Origin of the sequence: Streptomyces sp. NPDC051561 (genome assembly GCF_044454195.1) — a bacterium.
Taxonomy (GTDB): domain Bacteria; phylum Actinomycetota; class Actinomycetes; order Streptomycetales; family Streptomycetaceae; genus Streptomyces.
In genome coordinates this window covers 123,391-141,294 of sequence record NZ_JBITDM010000020.1, presented here as the reverse complement: position 1 = coordinate 141,294, position 17,904 = coordinate 123,391, and the positions used below count along the sequence as shown (strand labels likewise).

Sequence of the window (17,904 nt, the reverse complement as noted above, 5' to 3'; positions counted from 1 at the left end):
ACCCCGCACAGTCGGCCGCGCATCCCGCTGGACCCCTCCCTCGCACCGCCCGGCACCCGCGGCTTCCGCGACGCGGGCGGCATTCCGGCCGACCGCTGGCACGCCGACCAGAACGGCGAAACGCTCGTCCCCACCCACTGCTGCTTCTGCGGCGTGCAGTGCGGCATGTACCTGCGTGTCGACAAAGGCGGCAAGGTCTTCGGCGTCGAGCCCCGCAACCACGACATCAACCGGATGCGGCTGTGCCCCAAGGGCATCAACGCCTACCAACAGGTCAACCACCCCGACCGGTTGACCGCACCCCTGATGCGCCGCTCCCGCGACGAGGAGTTCCGGGAGGTCTCCTGGGAGGAGGCGCTCGACTTCACCGCGTCCGAGGTGCGTCGTATCCAGCAGACGTACGGCAACGACGCGTTCGGCATGCTCGGCGGTGCGAGCCTCTTCTCCGAGAAGACGTACCTGGTCGGCAAGTTCGCCAGGGTCGCCCTGAAGAGCCGACATGTCGACTACAACGGCCGCCTGTGCATGGTCAGCGCCGCGGGCGCCAACAAGCTCGCCTTCGGCATCGACCGCGCCGGCAACCCCTTCTCCGACATCCTCCTCACCGACTGCCTGCTGATCGCCGGCTCCAACGTCGGTGAGTGCTTCCCGGTGATGACCCAGTACCTGTGGGGAGCGCGTGACCGCGGGGCGACGCTGATCGTCGTCGACCCGCGCGAGACCGCCATCGCGCGCACCGCCGACATCCACGTCGCCCTCAAGCCGGGCACCGACTCGGCGTTCTTCAACGCGGTACTGCACGTCGTCGTACGCGAGAACCTCGTCGACGAGGCGTATCTGGCAGCGTCCGCCACCGGCTGGGACGAGCTGAAGGCCAAGGTCGCCGAGTACCCGCCCGAGCGTTCCGCAGAGATCTGCGGCGTTCCCGGCGCGCAGATCGAGCAGGTCGCCCGGGTCTTCGCGACCGCGGGCAAGGCGATGGCCTGGCACGCTCGCGGCATCGAGCACCACTCACAGGGCGTCGAGAACTGCCTCTCCGTCATCAACCTGTGCGCCGCCACCGGCAACATCGGCAAACCGGGCGCCGGTTACGGCACCATCACCGGCCAGGGCAACGGACAGGGCGGCCGCGAACACGGCCAGAAGTCCGACATGCTTCCCGGCGGCCGCTCGATCCTGAACGACGAGCATCGCCGCCAGATCTGCGAGATCTGGGGCATCGAGGAGTCCGAGCTGCCGGCCGCAGGCACCTCGATGATGGAAATGGTCTGGCAGATGCAGCGCGGCGAGATCCGCGGCCTCATCGGCGTCTGCAACAACCCCTTCGTCTCGCTGCCCAACTACCGGGTGGTCAAGGAGGGGTACGACGCGACCGAGTTCCACGCACAGTTCGACTTCTTCCTCTCCGAGACGGCGGCCAACGCGCACGTCGTCTTCCCCGTCACCACCTGGGCCGAGGACGAGGGCGTGATGGCCAACGCGGAGGCCCGCGTCGTCAAGCACAACAAGGCGCAGGAGCCCCCCGCCGGGGTACGCACCGACACCTGGGTGATGTGCCAGCTCGCCCAGCGCCTCGGCGTCGGCGACAAGTTCGCCTTCGCCGGTTCCCGCGAGGTCTTCGAGGAACTGCGCGTCGCCTCCGCCGGCACCGTCAACGACTACTACGGCATCACCTACGAACGCCTGGAGGAGACCGGCGGCATCGCCTGGCCCTGCCCGGACACCGACCACCCCGGCACCCCCCGCCTCTTCGAGGACGGCCGGACCTTCCACCCGGACGGCAAGATCCACCTCCAGGTCGTGGAGTGGCACCTGCCGATGGACCCGTACGACGACGACTTCCCCATGTCGCTCACCACGGGCCGCACCGTTGCCCACTTCCTCTCCGGCAACCAGACCCGCCGGCTGGGCGCACTGGTCGAGCAGACCCCGCGCCCGTGGGTGGAGGTGCACCCCTCGCACGGCTTCAAGAACGGCGACCCGGTGCGCGTCGTCACCCGCCGCGGCAGCTCCGTCTACCCGGCTCTGGTGACCGAGGCGATCCGCCCGGACACCTTCTTCATCCCGTACCACTGGCCCTCGCCGACGGCCGCCAACATCCTCACCATCGACGCCCTGGACCCCCGCTCGAAGATCCCCGAGTACAAGGTCTGCGCCTGCCGCATCGAACGCGCCGACCACATCGACGAGGTGCCCGCACCACCCGTCGCCCCCGGTCACCAGGCGTACCCCGAGACCCAGGTATCCCGCACCGACCCCCTGCCACCCACCGCCCCACAGGGCCGAGCGACCGCAGAAGAGAGGAGCTGACCAGCCATGATGGGTAAAACGATCTTCATCGATCCGGGCCGCTGCATCGGCTGCCAGGCCTGTGTCTCCGCGTGCCGCGAATGCGACTCGCACCGCGGCAAGTCGATGATCCACCTCGACTACACGGAGCCCGGCCAGTCCGTCGCCTCCCTCCCCACGGTCTGCATGCACTGCGAGGACCCGGTCGCCCCGTGCGCGGAGGTCTGCCCCGCCGACGCGATCCTGGTCACCGCCGACGGCGTGGTGCAGCAGGCCGACACCACCCGCTGCATCGGCTGCGCCAACTGCGTCAACGCCTGCCCCTTCGGTGTCCCCAAGATCGACCTCGAAGCCAAGCTGCAGATGAAGTGCAACCTCTGCTACGACCGCACCGCCTACGGCCTCGCGCCGATGTGCGCCACGGTCTGCCCGACCGGAGCCCTCTTCTACGGAACCCTCGAAGAGCTCCAGGCCGAGCGCCCCGGCGTCCAGGTCGCCGACTCCTTCGCCTTCGGCGACGTGATGGTTTCCACCGGGGTCGCCATGGTCGTCCCCGCCGACAAGGTCCAGTGGCCGGTCCCCGGCGGGCTCCCGGTCGTCGAGGTGAACGGAGTCGACGTCCGATGAGTACCGTCCAGCCCCCACCACCGGAAACCACCGACACCGACGCCCCGGGCAACTCCGCGGACGCCGAGGCCGTCGCCCGCTCCGCCCATTACGACCGGATCAGCGCCGATTCCCTCACCACCCGCCGCGACTATCTCCGCATCGTCGCCACCGTCTCCGGCGGCCTCGCTGTCGGCGGCCTGGCGGTCGCCGGGGGAGTACTGCACCGGCACGGCGACCCCGAAGGTGAGGGCGTCCCGAAGCCGAAGCGCATCGCCGACGCCCTGCCGCCCGGCGAGTCCATCTCCTTCCGTTACCCCGGCGACGAGGACCGCGCCGTAGCAGTCCGCCTGGACGACGGCGCCCTCGTCGGCTACTCCGCGGTCTGCACCCACCTCGCCTGCGCCGTCCTGTGGCGCAAGGACCGCGGCACCGAGGGCGAGCTGTACTGCCCCTGCCACGAAGGCATCTTCGACGCCAGAACCGGCGAGGTCACCGCCGGCCCGCCACCCCGCGGGCTGCCCAAGGTGGTCGTCATCGAGGAGACCGACGGCAGCATCTGGGCGATCGGCACCACCCGCTCCGGCGAGAGCATCGAAGCCGGCCTGTGCCGCCAGCTCCTCGACGAACGCCCTGAATTCGCGGCTCGCGTCGGCTGCCCCGGCGCCGCCGCCCGCCACAAGACCCCCTCCGAGCCCCTCCGCCAGGGGAGGCAGACATGACCGCCCCGACACCGTCCCCCGAGTCGGGCCGGCAGCCCGGACCGGAGAGGGGCTCCGCCACCGGAGTCCCGCCCCGCCCGGAATACCACCCCGGCAGCGCCGTCCCGCGTCTCAACCGCCCCGTCCACGAGCGCTACCCGCAGATCCGGCCCACCAGCGGTTACGGGGACCCCCGGGTCCGTCACACAGGACCCGGCCCCGGCGCGGGCACCGAGCAGGAACCGGAACGCTCCGCCAAGCTCACCGCCCGCCTGGTCCTCGCCATGTCCGTGGTCATCGGCCAGCTCTGGGCCCTCTTCATCACGGTCAACGAATGGATGAAGGGCGACACCGGCACCGCCTGGTGGGGTGCGGGCTTCCTGTGCCTGTCCTTCCTGGCCGTCCTCCTTCTCTGGCTCCTCGACCCCAAGGACCGATGACTCCCATGTCGACAGCAACCCCCGCAGGTACCGGCAGCGGGCCCGGCACCGACACCTACAGACCCGGCACCACCATCAGCGACTGGCGCCCCGAGGACGAGTCCTTCTGGCGGTCCACCGGCCGCAAGGTCGCCCAACGCAACCTGTGGATCTCGGTCCCCGCACTGATGCTGGGCTTCGTCGTCTGGCAGGTCTGGTCGGTCACCGTCGTCAAGCTCGGCGACGTCGGCTTCGACTACTCCAAGTCGCAGCTCTTCTGGCTGACCGCCATCCCCGGCATCACCGGCGGTACCTTCCGCATCCTCTACACCTTCATCGGGCCGATCTACGGCGAGCGGAAGTTCACCGCGTTCTCCACGATCATTCTGATCGCGCCGATGCTCTGGCTCGGATTCGCCCTCCAGGACACCAGCACCCCGTACTGGGAGATGGCCCTGATCGCCGCGGTCTGCGGCCTCGGCGGCGCCAACTTCGCGTCCTCCATGGCGAACATCGGCTTCTTCTTTCCCAAGCGGGAAAAAGGCAACGCCAACGGCATGAACGGTGGCCTCGGCAACCTCGGCGTCTCCATCGTCCAGCTGGTCGCCCCGCTGGTCATCACCGCCGCCGTCCTGTTCGCCCCGGCCGGTGGTCCGCTGAAGAGCAAGAAGACCGGCGAGGACGTCTGGCTCCAGAACGGAGCGTTCCTCTGGGTGCCGCTGCTGATCGTCATGGCGCTGCTCGCCTGGTTCATGATGAACGACCTCAAGGTCGCCGCAGCACCGTTCAGCCAGCAGAAGATCATTTTCAAGCGCAAGCACAACTGGCTGATGACCTGGCTGTACGTCGGAACCTTCGGCTCCTTCATCGGCTTCGCCGCAGCCCTGCCCAACCTGATCAACACCACGTTCACCCCGATCAATCCGGACTACTCGGCGACGACGTACGCCTGGATCGGCCCGTTCATCGGTGCGCTCGCCCGCTGGGGCGGCGGCTGGCTCTCGGACAAGATGGGCGGCGCCCGCGTCACCATGCTGTCCTTCGTGGGCATGGGCATCGCCTTGGTGGTCGTCATCAGCGCGCTCCCGAGCGGCGGCGACCAGGGCAACTTCTGGGTCTTCTACGCCGGCTTCCTGGTGGCGTTCCTCTTCTGCGGCCTGGGCAACGGCTCGACCTTCCGGCAGATCCCGGTGATCTTCCGCGACCAGCACCTCAAGGGCGCCGAGGGCAAGGGCGAGGAGGCCCGGGTGGCGGCGCTCAAGCAGTCCGAGATGGAAGCGGGTGCGGTCACCGGCTTCAGTTCCGGCATCGCCGCCTACGGCTTCTTCTTCATCCCCGCGATGTTCGCGAACTTCCCCGTGGTCAGCTCGCTCTGGGTGTTCGTGGGGTTCTACGTCACGTGCCTGGTCGTCTGCTGGTGGTTCTACGCCCGCAAGGGTGCCGAGGCCCCCAGCTGACCGGGTCCGCGGGCTCGCCGGGCCGGCTCGGTCCCCGCCGTACCCTGGAGGAGTGAACACCTCAGACCACGCCGACCCCGGCCTCGGCCGCCCCGCGCCGACCGAGCGCCCCAAGCCCAAGCTGGTCTTCGACGACCCGCTGGACCAGCAGTCCTCGGACGACACGGACCGGGGCTGGGGCGAGAGGCCGGGGACCGGCGGTACGACGGACCTCGCCCGCTTCCTCGACGAGAAGCCGCCGCACCACGTCTGATTCGCCAGCGGCAGCCGCGGCGTCGTTACGGGTTGCTGTGCCCGGAGCCGCGCTGTGCGACCAGGGCGTCCCTGATCTCCTTCAGCAGCTCCACCTCGGTGGCCTCCATCACTTCGGTGGTCGCCTCCTTCGCCTTTTCCTTCTCGGCGCGCTTGGCCAGGTACTTCGCCATCGGCAGCACCATCAGGAAGTAGACAACAGCAGCGGTGATCAGGAAGCTCAGTACTGCGCTGAGCACCGAGCCCCACAGGATCTGGATGCCGTCGACCGAGCCGTCCGGCAGTTTTGCGCAGGTGCCCTTCAGGCAGGACTGGTAGCTCTCCAGGTCCTTGGTGCCGAACGCGCCGACGAGCGGGTTGATCACGCCCTTGACGATCGAGTTCACGATGTTGGTGAACGCGGCACCGATGACGACGGCAACCGCAAGATCGATCACGTTGCCGCGCATCAGGAAGGCTTTGAAGCCTTCCAGCAGGCTGGTCTTCTCGTTGCTCACAAGTGAGCCTCTTTTCGCATGTGCAGGGGGCGGAGCAAACTCCTCCGAAACCTACGGCAGCACCCGTCGTAGCTGTCCAATCCGTCAACTCGTATCGGTGACCCTCCAGTTCGTCAGTGCAATTCAGTACGTGAGTCAGCACCTGGAACATCAGCACAGAGTCACCGCCAGACGCGACGTTGCGCCTGCACCCGCCAACTCGGCTGCGGTGGCACGCGGAACGGACAGCACCACGAGCGCCCCGTCTTCCGGAGCGGCTTCCCGCGTACCCGGCACGTCGGTCACTCGAACCCCGGACGCCACCACGCGTGCCGATGGACCTCCACGGCCGGTAGGAGAGTTCGCGGCTGCGATCACATCGACCAGGTCGCCGCGCCGCAGCAGACGTACGGTCGCCGCATCCGCGATACGCACCGGTGCCGACACCACCTCGGTTCGGGGAACCGCCCGTTGGCGAGCTCGACCGGTCGCTTCCGTGGCCTCGGCCGCTTCAGTGTGCGCGCCTGTACGGTCCGTGGTGCGCGGCGCCGAGGCGGCCAGCGCGGCCGCGGTCACCGCGAGTCCGGCCGCCATTGCCCGACGCCTGCGCCGAACAGCCCGCCGCAGCCGGTGCCGGCCGCCTCCGCCGCGTACACGCAACGGCGCGAACTCCGGCACCCCGAACGGCTCGGGCGCGGGCAGGGCCTGCGGAAGAGACGGAAGGGGTGGGCCGGGCTGACGGGACGGGGAAGTAAGAGGGACGGGAGACACGGAGCATCACCACCTGATCGCTGGGGGCGTTCTGGGTCCCTCACGATCCACCTTCCGCGCCCATCCTGCTGAGCCTGTGGATAACCCTCAGCCTGGGGGCAACCCGCTCACCCCGGCGGGGCATTCGGAGCCCGCCCTCACCGGGGATTCGCCGTGTGCCCTCATCGGTGGTTCATCGGCCTCCCGCCCACCTCACGGCAGTGCGATGCCCGTCTCGATCCCGTCCAGGGCGTGCGCGCACAGGCAGTCCCGCGACGCGTTCGCCGGCAGCCCCGCCACCGCGTCGAACAGCACCGTGCGCAACCGGTCCACATTGGCGCCGAACACCTTCAGCACCTCTTCGTGCGAGACGCCCTCGCCCGTCTCGGCTCCCGCGTCCAGGTCCGTGACCAAGGTCATTGACGTGTAGCAGAGCCCCAGTTCGCGGGCGAGAACCGCCTCCGGGTGTCCCGTCATGCCGACCACCGACCAGCCCATCGATGCGTGCCACACCGACTCGGCGCGGGTCGAGAAGCGTGGCCCCTCGACGACCACCAGCGTGCCGCCGTCCACCGGCTCCCAGTCGCGCCCGCGCGCCGCGGCCAGCGCCACCTTGCGGCCCTCGGGGCAGTACGGGTCGGCGAAAGACATGTGCACCACCGCGGGCAGCTTGCCGTCGACCGCCGTCTCGCCGTCGTAGTACGACTGAGTCCTGGCCTTCGTACGGTCCACCAGCTGATCCGGCACCAGCAGCGTGCCCGGCCCGTACTCGGCCCGCAGGCCGCCCACCGCGCACGGCCCGAGCACCTGACGTGCGCCCACCGAGCGCAGTGCCCAGAGGTTGGCCCGGTAGTTGATGCGGTGCGGGGGCAGGTGGTGGCTGCGGCCGTGCCGGGGGAGGAACGCCACCTTCCGCCCGGCGACCCGGCCCAGGAACAGCGAGTCGCTGGGACTGCCGTAAGGGGTGTCCACCACTACCTCGGTCACATCCTCCAGGAAGGAGTAGAAGCCCGAACCGCCAATGACGCCGATCTCTGCCTGTGCGTTCACCATGGCCGTCACCCTAGCCGCGCCCGGAAACGCCGAAGTCCCCGCCGTCGATGACGGCGGGGACTTCGGAAAACGCAAGTCACTCAGGCGGCCGAGGACGACCCCGAGGAGCTGCTGGACGAACTCGACGACGTGGACGACGTCGTCGAAGACGCCGGGGACGACGAAGAGGCGGCCTTCGAGTCCGAGCCGCTGGACGCGGTGCCCGACTTCGAGGACGACGACGCCGGCGTGCTGCTCGACGAAGAGCCGCGGCTGTCGTTCCGGTAGAAACCGGAGCCCTTGAAGACGATGCCGACCGCGGAGAAGACCTTCTTCAGGCGTCCCTGGCAGTTCGGGCACTCGGTCAGCGCGTCATCGGTGAACTTCTGCACTGCCTCAAGGCCTTCGCCACATGCGGTGCACTGGTACTGGTAGGTCGGCACTTGATCCTCCTGGCACTCTCACTCGATGAGTGCTAACGACGGTCCATAGTGACGTATTCCGCGGAATCAGTCCACCGTGACCGGCACGCGGTGACCCACACCACGTGCCGCGACCCGCCCGGACGACTGCGGCAGCAGGCTGGAACGCAGGGCGACCAGCACGATCAGCGCCAGCGCCGTACCGCCGAGCGGCACCAGGAATCCGGCGGACGAGCCGTACGCGTCCGTCAGCCGGCCGGCCACCGTCACCGCCATGGCCTGCCCGAACGCCACCGCGCCGGTCAGCCAGGTGAAGGCCTCGGTGCGCGCGGTGGCCGGCACGAGCGTCTCGACCATCGTGTAGCCGGTGATCAACGCGGGTGCGATGCACAGCCCGACCAGCAGCCCCAGCCCGGCGAGCAGCGGCACCGAGTGCACGGCCCACAGCCCCGAGGCGAACAACGTCAGAGCGACGTAGCCCGTCATCAGCCGACGGCGCGGCCCGATCTTCCAGGCGACGGTGCCGCAGACGATGCCCGCCAGCATGTTGCCGCCCGCGAAGATTCCGTACAGCAGCCCGTTGATGCCCGGGTTTCCGGCTTCCGAGGCGAAGGCGGTCAGCGAGACCTGCATGCCGCCGAAGACGGCGCCGATGCCCAGGAACGCGACGGCGAGCACCCGCACACCGGGGATGGACAGCGCGGATGCGTGCTTGACGTGCGCGCCACCGGCGGTGCGGCTCGGCACCGGCTGGGTGCGCTTCTGCGCCGCGAAGAACAGGCCGCCGGCCAGGGTGAGCGTGGCCTCCGCGATCAGACCCGCTGCCGGATGTACGCCCGTGCACAGGGCCGTCGCCAGCACCGGGCCGACCACGAAGGTGAACTCGTCGGTCACGGACTCGAAGGCGGCAGCCGTCGACATCAGCGGCGAACCGTCCAGCTTGGCCGCCCAGCGTGCACGCACCATGGGACCCACCTGCGGCACCGAGGCACCTGCCGGAACGGCAGCCACGAACAGTGCCCACAGCGGTGCGTCCGCGAGCGCGAGCGCGGTCAGCGCACCGACGGAGGTCGCGTGCACCAGCACACCCGGCAGCAGTACCGCCCGCTGACCGAATCGGTCGGCGAGCTTGCCGCTCTGCGGCGCGAACAGCGCCATGGACACACCGGTGACGGCGGCGACGATGCCCGCGCTGCCGTACGAACCGGTGGTGTGCTGCACCAGCAGCACGATGCCGATGGTCAGCATCGCGAACGGCTGCCGGGCCAGGAAACCGGGGATCAGGAACGTCCACACCCCGGGGGTACGCAGCAGCTGCCCGTATCCAGGGCGCTTGCCGTCACGCGTGCCGGAGCTCTTCGTGCCGGAGCCTTCGGTGGCGTCGGTCGTGACCGTGTGCGTCACGGCCCTTGCCTTTCTGCCGCCTGGTGGCGCTCCCCTTGCACGTGGCCACGTTCTACGGTGTACAGGGAATTCCCTGTACACCGTACGTCTACGCCGTACGTGGGCACGCAATCGCGTGCGGGAGCCGCCGAGAGCTGTCCTCTTGCGCAGGACCGGCGGTAGATACCGGACGTCCCCTCGAAACAGGGGAAACAGGCCGCCGTGCGGTCGCGCCAGCTCTGCGTCAGGCAGAGTTGGTCGATCAATTCACCTTCATGCTACAGGGGATCTCGCCGCCAGGGCTTGCGTTCACAGGCTTTTGCGGGTTACGGCCCGTGGAACCGGTTCCCCGCCGGTGCCCAGCCAGTCCGCCAGCTTGCCGCCCTGGCCGACCGCGCGCAGCCGCCGCTCGGCCTCTTCCCGTACCGGATCGGTCGCCACCACCAGCAGTTCGTCACCCCATCGCAGCACGGTCGTCGGCAGCGGTACGAAGCTGGTTCCGTCGCGTACGACCAGGGTGACCGCGGCGCCCGGCGGCAACCGCAGCTCATTGACCTCCACCCCGTGCATCCGCGAGTGCTCCGGGATGGCCACCGACAGCAGATGACCGCGCAGCCGCTCCAGCGGCGCCGACTCGATACCCAGGTCGGCAGCGGCCTCCGGAGCTTCCTTGATGCGCAGCCGACGGGCCACCCAGGGCAGCGTCGGCCCCTGGACCAGCGTGTAGACGACCACCAGCACAAAGACGATGTTGAAGATCTGGTCGCTGCCCGCGACGCCGGCCACCATCGGAATGGTGGCGAGCACGATGGGCACCGCACCCCGCAGCCCCGCCCACGACAGCAGTACCTGTTCGCGCAGCGGCGTACGGAAGAAGAACAGACTCACCAGCACGGACGCGGGTCGCGCCACCATCGTCAGGACCAGCCCGACGATGACTGCCGGCCAGATGTCGTCGAGCAACTCGTGCGGTGTGACCAGCAGGCCGAGCAGCACGAACATGCCGATCTGTGCGATCCAGCCGAGCCCGTCGGCGAAACCGCGAGTGGCAGGCCAGTGCGGCAGCTTGGAGTTACCCATGATCATCGCGGCGAGGTAGACCGCCAGGAAGCCACTGCCGTGCGCCATCGCGCCGGCCGCGTACGCCGTCACCGCGATCGCCATCACCGCGATCGGATAGAGGCCGGAGGCCGGCAGGGCCACACTGCGCAGGCCGAGCGAACCCAGCCAGCCCACCGCGAGACCGATCGCTGCGCCTATCGCCAGTTCAAGGGCTATCTCGCCGATCAGCGCGTACCAGGTGTCCACCGGCCCGGTGGTCGAGAACGCGACGACCAGGATCACCACCGGGGCGTCGTTGAACCCCGACTCGGCCTCCAGTGCGCCGGTCAGCCGCGCGGGCAGTGGCACCTTCCGCAGCACGGAGAAGACCGCCGCCGCGTCCGTCGATGAGACCACCGCGCCGATGATCAGTGATTGTCGCCAGTCGAGGCCCACCAGATAGTGCGCACCGGCAGCCGTGATGCCCACGCTCACCGCGACACCGACTGTCGACATGACGACAGCCGAAGGCAACGCGGGTTTGATCTCCTTCCACTTCGTGCCGAGGCCGCCTTCGGCCAGGATCACGACAAGAGCGGCATAGCCGATCACCTGGGTCAGTTCGGCGTTGTCGAAGGCGACCTTGCCGATGCCGTCCTGCCCCAGCGCGATGCCGATCCCGAGATAGATCAGCAGGCTGGGGAGCCCGCTGCGCGACGAGATGCGGACCGCCGCGACAGCGACGAGCAGCACGACCGCGCAGATGAGCAGGAGTTCATTGAGCTGGTGGACAGTCAGGGGCCGGTCCTTTCCTGGGGCCAGCCGGATCGTTACTGCCGGCGGCGAGGTAATTTCATTACCTTACCTAATCTTTGACGTTTCCTTAACGCCCTTCTCGCACTTGCCCTCACCGCTCCTTCGCGGGGTTCCGGAGACCGAGTCAGGAGCGGTACGGGCCTGCGCCTATGGTTGCTCCAGCACTCCAGGACCACCCTGCCCCTCGAAGGACAGCGATGCCCGCCACCACAACAGCCCCTTCCGGAGCCGCTTCCGGCGGCAAGAAAAAGAAGGGGCGTCGCGCCCGCCTGCTCGTCATCGTGCTGGTGCTGGCGATTGTCGCGGGCGTCGGTTACGGCACGTACTGGAGCGTCAGCACCGTGCGAGCGTCGTTCCCGCAGACCAGCGGCGAACTGACCCTCGACGGCCTGACCGGACCGGTCGACGTCAAGCGCGACGCCAACGGAATCCCGCAGATCTACGCCTCTTCCGACAACGACCTCTTCCGCGCCCAGGGTTTCGTTCAGGCCCAGGACCGCTTCTGGGAGATGGACGTCCGCCGCCACATGACGTCGGGCCGGCTCTCCGAGATGTTCGGTGAGGGCCAGGTCGAGACCGACGCCTTCCTCCGTACGCTCGGCTGGCGCCAGGTCGCCCAGCAGGAGTACGACACCAAGCTGACGCCGGAGACGAAGAAGTACCTCCAGGCGTACGCCGCGGGCGTCAACCAGTACCTCAAGGGGCGCGCCAACAAGGACATCTCGGTCGAGTACGCGGCCCTCGGTTTCACCAATGACTACACGCCCGAGGAGTGGACCCCGGTCGACTCGGTGGCCTGGCTCAAGGCGATGGCCTGGGACCTGCGCGGCAACATGCAGGACGAGATCGACCGTTCGCTGATGACCAGCCGCCTCGACGCGAAGCAGATCAGCGACCTCTACCCGGACTACCCGTTCGACCGGCACAAGCCGATCGTCGAGGAGAACCGGGCCAGGACGTCGTCCGGCGGCACGCGTGCGAATTCGAGTACGGGACCCGACTCCACCGGACGTCCCGGAACCGGCAACTCCGCGGGAACCGGCAACGGCATCGGCACCGGAGCGAACCGCTCCAACGGCACCGCCGGCACCCAGGGCCTCAACACCCAGCTCGCCCGCGTCTCCGACGCCCTCGACGAGATCCCCGCCCTGCTCGGCCCCAACGGCAACGGCATCGGATCCAACTCCTGGGTCGTCTCCGGCTCCAAGACCACCACCGGCAAGCCGCTGCTCGCCAACGACCCGCACCTCGCCCCCCAGATGCCGTCCCTCTGGTACCAGATGGGCCTGCACTGCCGCGAGGTCTCGGCGCAGTGCCAGTACGACACCGCCGGTTACACCTTCTCGGGCATGCCGGGCGTGGTCATCGGTCACAACCAGGACATCGCCTGGGGCATGACCAACCTCGGCGCCGACGTCACCGACCTCTTCCTGGAGAAGGTCGGCGCCAACAACACCTACCTGCTCGACGGCCGGGAGGTCCCCTTCAAGACCCGCGAGGAGACCATCAAGGTCGCCGGCGGCGAACCGAAGAAGATCACCGTCCGCTCCACCGGCAACGGTCCGCTGGTCTCCGACCGCAGTGGTGAACTGGAGTCGGTCGGCCAGAAGGCCCCCGTCAGCAACGCCGCCCCCGACCGCGGCAACGGCTACGCGGTCGCTCTCAAGTGGACCGCTCTGACGCCGGGCAAGTCCATGGACGCCGTGTTCGAGCTCAACAAGGCCAAGGACTTCAAGAGCTTCCGGGCAGCAGCCGCACACTTCGAGGTGCCGTCGCAGAACCTCATCTACGCCGACACCGCGGGCAATATCGGCTACCAGGCCCCCGGCAGCATCCCGATCCGCAAGGGCGACAGGGACGGCCGGCTGCCCGCGGCCGGCTGGGAGTCGAAGAACGGCTGGAAGGGCTACATCCCGCAGGCCGAACTGCCCTACGAGTACAACCCCAGCCGTGGCTACATCGTCACCGCCAACCAGGCCGTGATCGACACCAAGAAGTACCCCTACCTCCTCACCGAGGACTGGGGCTACGGCGCCCGCAGCCAGCGCATCAACGACCTGATCGAGTCCAAGACCAAGGACGGCGGCAAAATCAGTTCGGACGACATGCGGACCATGCAGATGGACAACAGCAGCGAGATCGCCAAACTGCTGACGCCCTACCTGCTGAAAATCGACATTTCCGATCCGTACATCCGCGAGGCGCAGAAGCTCCTCGAAGGCTGGGACTACACCCAGGAGTCCGACTCGGCCGCCGCCGCGTACTTCAACGGCGTCTGGCGCAACATCCTGCGCCTGGCCTTCGGCAACAAGATGCCGAAGGAACTGCGGGTCAAGGGTTCCTGCCTGTACGTCCGTGCCGCCGACGGATCGGGACCGGTCGACGACCTGGCCAAGCCGACCCGCGAGTGCGGCGAGCGCGATGGCGACTCCGCCCAGCCCGACGGCGGTGACCGCTGGTTCGAGGTCGTGCGCGGCCTGGTCAAGGACGAGAAGAACGAGTGGTGGGCCACGCCGGCCTCCCGTACGAACGAGGCCACCACCACCCGCGACCAGCTGTTCGCCCGGGCCATGAAGGACGCTCGCTGGGAGCTGACCGCCAAGCTCGGCAAGAACATCAAGACCTGGAACTGGGGCCGCCTGCACCAGCTCACGCTGAAGAACCAGACTCTCGGCACCGAGGGCCCCGGCTTCATCCAGCACCTGCTCAACCGCGGCCCGTGGAACCTCGGCGGCGGCGAGGCGACCGTCAACGCCACCGGCTGGAACGCGGCCGGCGGTTACGAGGTCGTCTGGGTCCCGTCGATGCGCATGGTCGTCAACCTCGGCAACCTCGACAAGTCCCGCTGGATCAACCTGACGGGCTCCTCGGGCCACGCGTACAGCTCGAACTACAGCGATCAGACCGACCTGTGGGCCAAGGGCGACCTGCTCGACTGGCCCTTCGGAAAGCAGGCCGTCGACAAGGCGACCACCGAAACCCTGGTCCTCAAGCCGGGCCAGGGCGGTGACCAGCCCTCCCAGTAGGGGCTCAGCCGAACCGACGGACGCCGGCCGGCGTCACCACCGCGTGCACGGGGTGGTCGTGGGGTTCCACCGGAACCTCCGCGACCACCTCGTTCTCGTACAGGAGCACCACCAGCCGCGCTCGTCCTCCCGGTGACCGGTCACCAGCGTCCAGTGACTCCTGTACACCGTAGAGCTGCGGCGACTCCTCCTGTACGCCGTACAGCTGGTCCGGCGTCTCCCGTAGGCCGTACAACCCGGCAGACTCCTCCTCTACGCCGTACAAGTCCTCCTGTACGCCGTACAGGCCCCGCGCCTCACCGCGCGTTCCCCCCAGCCGCGCCAGCACCCGGTCGTACGACCCGCCGCCGCGCCCCAGTCGCATCCCCCGACCGTCGACCGCCAGCCCCGGCAGCAGTACCGTGTCCGCCTCCTGTACGGCGTACAGGCCCAATCGCCGACCGGTCGGCTCCAGCAGGCCGCGACCGGCCTTCGCCAGTGACTCCGCGCCCTCGTACGCCGCCCAGTCCAGGTCGTTGTCGGGCATCAGCACCGGCAGCAGAACCCGCACCCCGCGCGCGTGCAGTGCGTCGAGCAGTGCGCGGGTGCCGGGCTCGCGGCCGACCGAGACATACGCGGCGACCGTCCCCGCCGCCAGTTCGGGCAGTTCCAGTGCCCGACGGGCGAGAACCGCGGCCGCCTCCCGCGCGTCTTCCACGGTCAAGAGGCGCCTTCGGTCCAGGAGTTCACGACGCAGCGCCGCCTTTGTCGTCACGAGGGCCGCCATCTCCGCGTCATCCACGGTCACTTCACCTTCACATTTCTCTCGTAACGCATCAAAGGGCCGGAAACCCGATGTTCCGGCTGAGTCAGTCGATATCGTGCGGTCATGACTCAGGATCACCCCAGAATCAGTAAAGCTGTCATCCCGGCGGCGGGGCTCGGCACCCGCTTTCTCCCGGCGACCAAGGCGACGCCCAAGGAGATGCTCCCGGTTGTCGACAAACCGGCGATTCAGTACGTGGTCGAGGAAGCCGCGGCGGCCGGCCTGTCGGACGTACTGATGGTCACCGGCCGCAACAAGCGCCCCCTGGAGGACCACTTCGACCGCAACTACGAACTGGAGTCCGCCCTCACCAAGAAGGGCGACGCGGACCGCCTCGCCAAGGTCCAGGAGTCCAGCGACCTCGCGACCATGCACTACGTCCGCCAGGGCGACCCCCGCGGCCTTGGCCACGCCGTCCTGTGTGCCGCCCCGCACGTCGGCGAGGAGCCTTTCGCGGTCCTCCTCGGCGACGACCTCATCGACCCCCGTGACCCGCTGCTCGCCCGCATGGTGGAGGTCCAGGAGCAGCACGGTGGCAGCGTGATCGCCCTCATGGAGGTCGACCCGGCGCAGATCCACCTGTACGGCTGCGCGGCCGCCGAACCCACCGCCGACGGCGACGTCGTCAGGATCACCGGCCTGGTCGAGAAGCCCGAGACCGCCGAGGCACCCAGCAACCTGGCGATCATCGGCCGTTACGTCCTGGACCCGGCCGTCTTCGGAATACTGCGGGAGACCGAGCCGGGCCGCGGCGGCGAGATCCAGCTCACCGACGCCCTGCAGAAGCTCGCGGTCGACGAGAGGGCCGGCGGCCCCGTTCACGGCGTGGTCTTCAAGGGCCGGCGCTATGACACCGGGGACCGGGGGGACTATCTTCGGGCGATTGTCAGACTCGCGTGCGAACGTGAGGACCTGGGCCCGGACTTCCAGACCTGGCTTCGCAGTTACGTCACCGAGGAGATGTAGCACCGTGAGCACCACCGAAGCACCGCCCGCCACCGCCCCCGACAGCGGCAGCGGCCCCGACCGCGTCTGGTCGGTGGACGAGCACCTGGACGACGTCCTGGGCGCGATCCACCCGTTGGAGCCCATCGAGCTGCAACTCCCGGACGCCCAGGGCTGCGTACTCGTCGAGGACGTCATCGTCCCGCTCGCACTGCCCCCCTTCGACAACAGCTCGATGGACGGGTACGCGGTCCGAGTGGCCGACATCGCCGAGGCGAGCACGGAGTTCCCCGCCGTGCTCACCGTGATCGGCGATGTGGCGGCGGGCTCCGGTGGTGGCTCCGGCGCCCCTGACGGCGAGGACGGTGACCCCGACGGCGAAGACGGCGAGACCGGCGGCGGCGGCCCGCTCACCGTCGGCCCCGGCGAGGCCGCCCGCATCATGACCGGAGCACCGCTGCCCCCGGGTGCCGAAACTGTCGTGCCCGTGGAGTGGACCGACGGCGGCAGCGGTGGCGGCCCCGCCACCACGATGCGGGCCGCGGGCGCCAACCCCGAGGACTCCACCGGCGAGGTCCGCGTCCACCGCCCAGCCGAGGCCCGCGCGCACGTCCGCGCGGCCGGCAGCGACGTCAAGGCCGGTGACACCGCCCTCGAAGCCGGTACGGTGCTGGGCCCGCCGCAGATCGGCCTGCTCGCCGCGATCGGCCGGGCCACCGTCCTGGTCCGCCCGCGCCCCAGGGTGGTCGTCATGTCCACCGGATCCGAACTGGTCCAGCCCGGCGAGAAGCTGGGCCCCGGCCAGATCTACGACTCCAACAGCTTCGCCCTCACCGCCGCCGCCCGTGCCGCCGGAGCCATCGCCTACCGCGTCGGCTCCGTCACCGACGACGCCGAGGTCCTCCGCGCCACCATCGAGGACCAGCTCGTCCGCGCCGACCTCCTGGTCACCACCGGAGGCGTCAGCGTCGGCGCGTACGACGTCGTCAAGGAGGCGCTGTCCTCCGTCGGCGACGAGGACGAGGAGGGCAGCGGAGTCGACTTCCGCAAGCTCGCCATGCAGCCCGGCAAGCCGCAGGGCTTCGGTTCGATCGGCCCCGACCACACCCCGCTCCTCGCCCTGCCGGGCAACCCCGTCTCCTCGTACGTCTCCTTCGAGCTGTTCGTCCGCCCGGTCATCCGCGCCCTGATGGGCCTTGAGGACGTCCACCGGCCGACCGCACGCGCCACCCTCAAGACGGAGAAGGCCCTCAACTCGCCCATCGGCAGGCGCCAGTTCCTGCGCGGGGTGTACGACGCCGCCGCGGGCACGGTCACCCCCGTGGGCGGATCCGGCTCGCACTTGATCGCTGCCCTCGCCCACGCGGACTGCCTGCTCGTCGTACCCGAGGACACCGAGAGCGTCGAAGCCGGCCGGGAAGTCGAGGTGGTCCTGCTCGCCCAGTGAGTGTCCGGTGGCGGTACGGTGTCTGCCGCTGCGCCGT

At 69.0% G+C, this 17,904-nt stretch carries 15 protein-coding genes; 9 read left to right on the top strand and 6 right to left on the bottom strand.

The annotated features are described in order from the left end of the window. Window positions 1-21 precede the first annotated feature (21 nt). Genes ACIA73_RS32635 through ACIA73_RS32610 form a run of 6 tightly spaced genes read left to right on the top strand, consistent with a single transcriptional unit; the run spans window position 22 to window position 5,725 of the window. The gene (locus tag ACIA73_RS32635) at window positions 22-2,310 is read left to right on the top strand and encodes a molybdopterin oxidoreductase family protein (RefSeq protein ID WP_399442515.1); all 2,289 of its coding nucleotides are present in this window, start codon (window positions 22-24) and stop codon (window positions 2,308-2,310) included. A 6-nt stretch (window positions 2,311-2,316) separates the two neighbouring features. Then, the gene (locus tag ACIA73_RS32630) at window positions 2,317-2,916 is read left to right on the top strand and encodes a 4Fe-4S dicluster domain-containing protein (RefSeq protein ID WP_362417721.1); all 600 of its coding nucleotides are present in this window, start codon (window positions 2,317-2,319) and stop codon (window positions 2,914-2,916) included. Next, a complete protein-coding gene (locus ACIA73_RS32625) occupies window positions 2,913-3,617 on the top strand; it encodes a ubiquinol-cytochrome c reductase iron-sulfur subunit (RefSeq protein ID WP_399442485.1) in 705 nt (234 codons plus the stop codon). Before ACIA73_RS32630 ends, ACIA73_RS32625 begins: the two co-directional genes overlap by 4 nt. Next, a complete protein-coding gene (locus tag ACIA73_RS32620) occupies window positions 3,614-4,036 on the top strand; it encodes a hypothetical protein (protein ID WP_399442484.1) in 423 nt (140 codons plus the stop codon). The genes ACIA73_RS32625 and ACIA73_RS32620 overlap by 4 nt, the downstream gene beginning before the upstream one ends. Window positions 4,037-4,041: 5 nt before the next feature. Continuing rightward, a complete protein-coding gene (locus ACIA73_RS32615) occupies window positions 4,042-5,472 on the top strand; it encodes a NarK family nitrate/nitrite MFS transporter (protein ID WP_399442483.1) in 1,431 nt (476 codons plus the stop codon). 52 nt (window positions 5,473-5,524) lie between these two features. Further along, complete coding sequence (locus tag ACIA73_RS32610; RefSeq protein WP_399442482.1) at window positions 5,525-5,725, top strand: hypothetical protein; 201 nt, start codon at window positions 5,525-5,527, stop codon at window positions 5,723-5,725. A gap of 25 nt (window positions 5,726-5,750) precedes the next feature. Here the strand turns inward: ACIA73_RS32610 and mscL are convergent, their stop codons facing one another. The 5 genes from mscL to ACIA73_RS32585 all read right to left on the bottom strand — a co-directional run bounded on the left by mscL (window position 5,751) and on the right by ACIA73_RS32585 (window position 11,680). After that, a complete protein-coding gene (mscL, locus tag ACIA73_RS32605) occupies window positions 5,751-6,221 on the bottom strand; it encodes a large conductance mechanosensitive channel protein MscL (RefSeq protein WP_399442481.1) in 471 nt (156 codons plus the stop codon). Window positions 6,222-7,163: 942 nt separating this feature from the next. After that, window positions 7,164-8,003 carry an S-methyl-5'-thioadenosine phosphorylase gene (locus ACIA73_RS32600; RefSeq protein WP_399442480.1) on the bottom strand — a complete coding sequence of 280 codons (840 nt, stop codon included), beginning with the start codon at window positions 8,001-8,003 and terminating at the stop codon, window positions 7,164-7,166. Window positions 8,004-8,083: 80 nt separating this feature from the next. Continuing rightward, on the bottom strand, window positions 8,084-8,425 hold the full coding sequence (locus ACIA73_RS32595) for an FmdB family zinc ribbon protein (RefSeq protein WP_399442479.1): 342 nt from the start codon (window positions 8,423-8,425) through the stop codon (window positions 8,084-8,086). A gap of 66 nt (window positions 8,426-8,491) precedes the next feature. Continuing rightward, a complete protein-coding gene (locus ACIA73_RS32590) occupies window positions 8,492-9,718 on the bottom strand; it encodes an MFS transporter (protein WP_399442514.1) in 1,227 nt (408 codons plus the stop codon). 378 nt (window positions 9,719-10,096) lie between these two features. Further along, window positions 10,097-11,680: a potassium/proton antiporter gene (locus ACIA73_RS32585; RefSeq protein ID WP_399442513.1), complete on the bottom strand. Its 1,584-nt coding sequence runs from the start codon at window positions 11,678-11,680 to the stop codon at window positions 10,097-10,099. A gap of 161 nt (window positions 11,681-11,841) precedes the next feature. Between ACIA73_RS32585 and ACIA73_RS32580 the strand changes: the two genes are divergently transcribed. After that, complete coding sequence (locus ACIA73_RS32580; protein WP_399442478.1) at window positions 11,842-14,670, top strand: penicillin acylase family protein; 2,829 nt, start codon at window positions 11,842-11,844, stop codon at window positions 14,668-14,670. A gap of 4 nt (window positions 14,671-14,674) precedes the next feature. Here ACIA73_RS32580 and ACIA73_RS32575 read toward each other — a convergent pair whose 3' ends face one another. After that, the gene (locus ACIA73_RS32575) at window positions 14,675-15,451 is read right to left on the bottom strand and encodes a 5-formyltetrahydrofolate cyclo-ligase (protein ID WP_399442477.1); all 777 of its coding nucleotides are present in this window, start codon (window positions 15,449-15,451) and stop codon (window positions 14,675-14,677) included. An 87-nt stretch (window positions 15,452-15,538) separates the two neighbouring features. On the opposite strand from ACIA73_RS32575, the gene galU reads away from it, so the two are divergent. Both galU and glp read left to right on the top strand, forming a co-directional pair. Further along, entirely contained in the window at window positions 15,539-16,441 is a 903-nt protein-coding gene (galU, locus tag ACIA73_RS32570) for a UTP--glucose-1-phosphate uridylyltransferase GalU (protein ID WP_399442476.1), read from the top strand. 4 nt (window positions 16,442-16,445) lie between these two features. Continuing rightward, complete coding sequence (gene glp / locus ACIA73_RS32565) at window positions 16,446-17,867, top strand: gephyrin-like molybdotransferase Glp (protein WP_399442475.1); 1,422 nt, start codon at window positions 16,446-16,448, stop codon at window positions 17,865-17,867. Window positions 17,868-17,904: the final 37 nt, after the last annotated feature.

Bases quoted from the DNA above. Each gene is read 5' to 3' on its own strand.
- ACIA73_RS32580 (WP_399442478.1), top strand. From the start codon at position 11,842: ATGCCCGCCACCACAACAGCCCCTTCCGGAGCCGCTTCCGGCGGCAAG.
- ACIA73_RS32615 (WP_399442483.1), top strand. From the start codon at position 4,042: ATGTCGACAGCAACCCCCGCAGGTACCGGCAGCGGGCCCGGCACCGAC.
- ACIA73_RS32600 (WP_399442480.1), bottom strand. From the start codon at position 8,003: ATGGTGAACGCACAGGCAGAGATCGGCGTCATTGGCGGTTCGGGCTTC.
- ACIA73_RS32625 (WP_399442485.1), top strand. From the start codon at position 2,913: ATGAGTACCGTCCAGCCCCCACCACCGGAAACCACCGACACCGACGCC.
- ACIA73_RS32620 (WP_399442484.1), top strand. From the start codon at position 3,614: ATGACCGCCCCGACACCGTCCCCCGAGTCGGGCCGGCAGCCCGGACCG.
- galU (WP_399442476.1), top strand. From the start codon at position 15,539: ATGACTCAGGATCACCCCAGAATCAGTAAAGCTGTCATCCCGGCGGCG.
- ACIA73_RS32630 (WP_362417721.1), top strand. From the start codon at position 2,317: ATGATGGGTAAAACGATCTTCATCGATCCGGGCCGCTGCATCGGCTGC.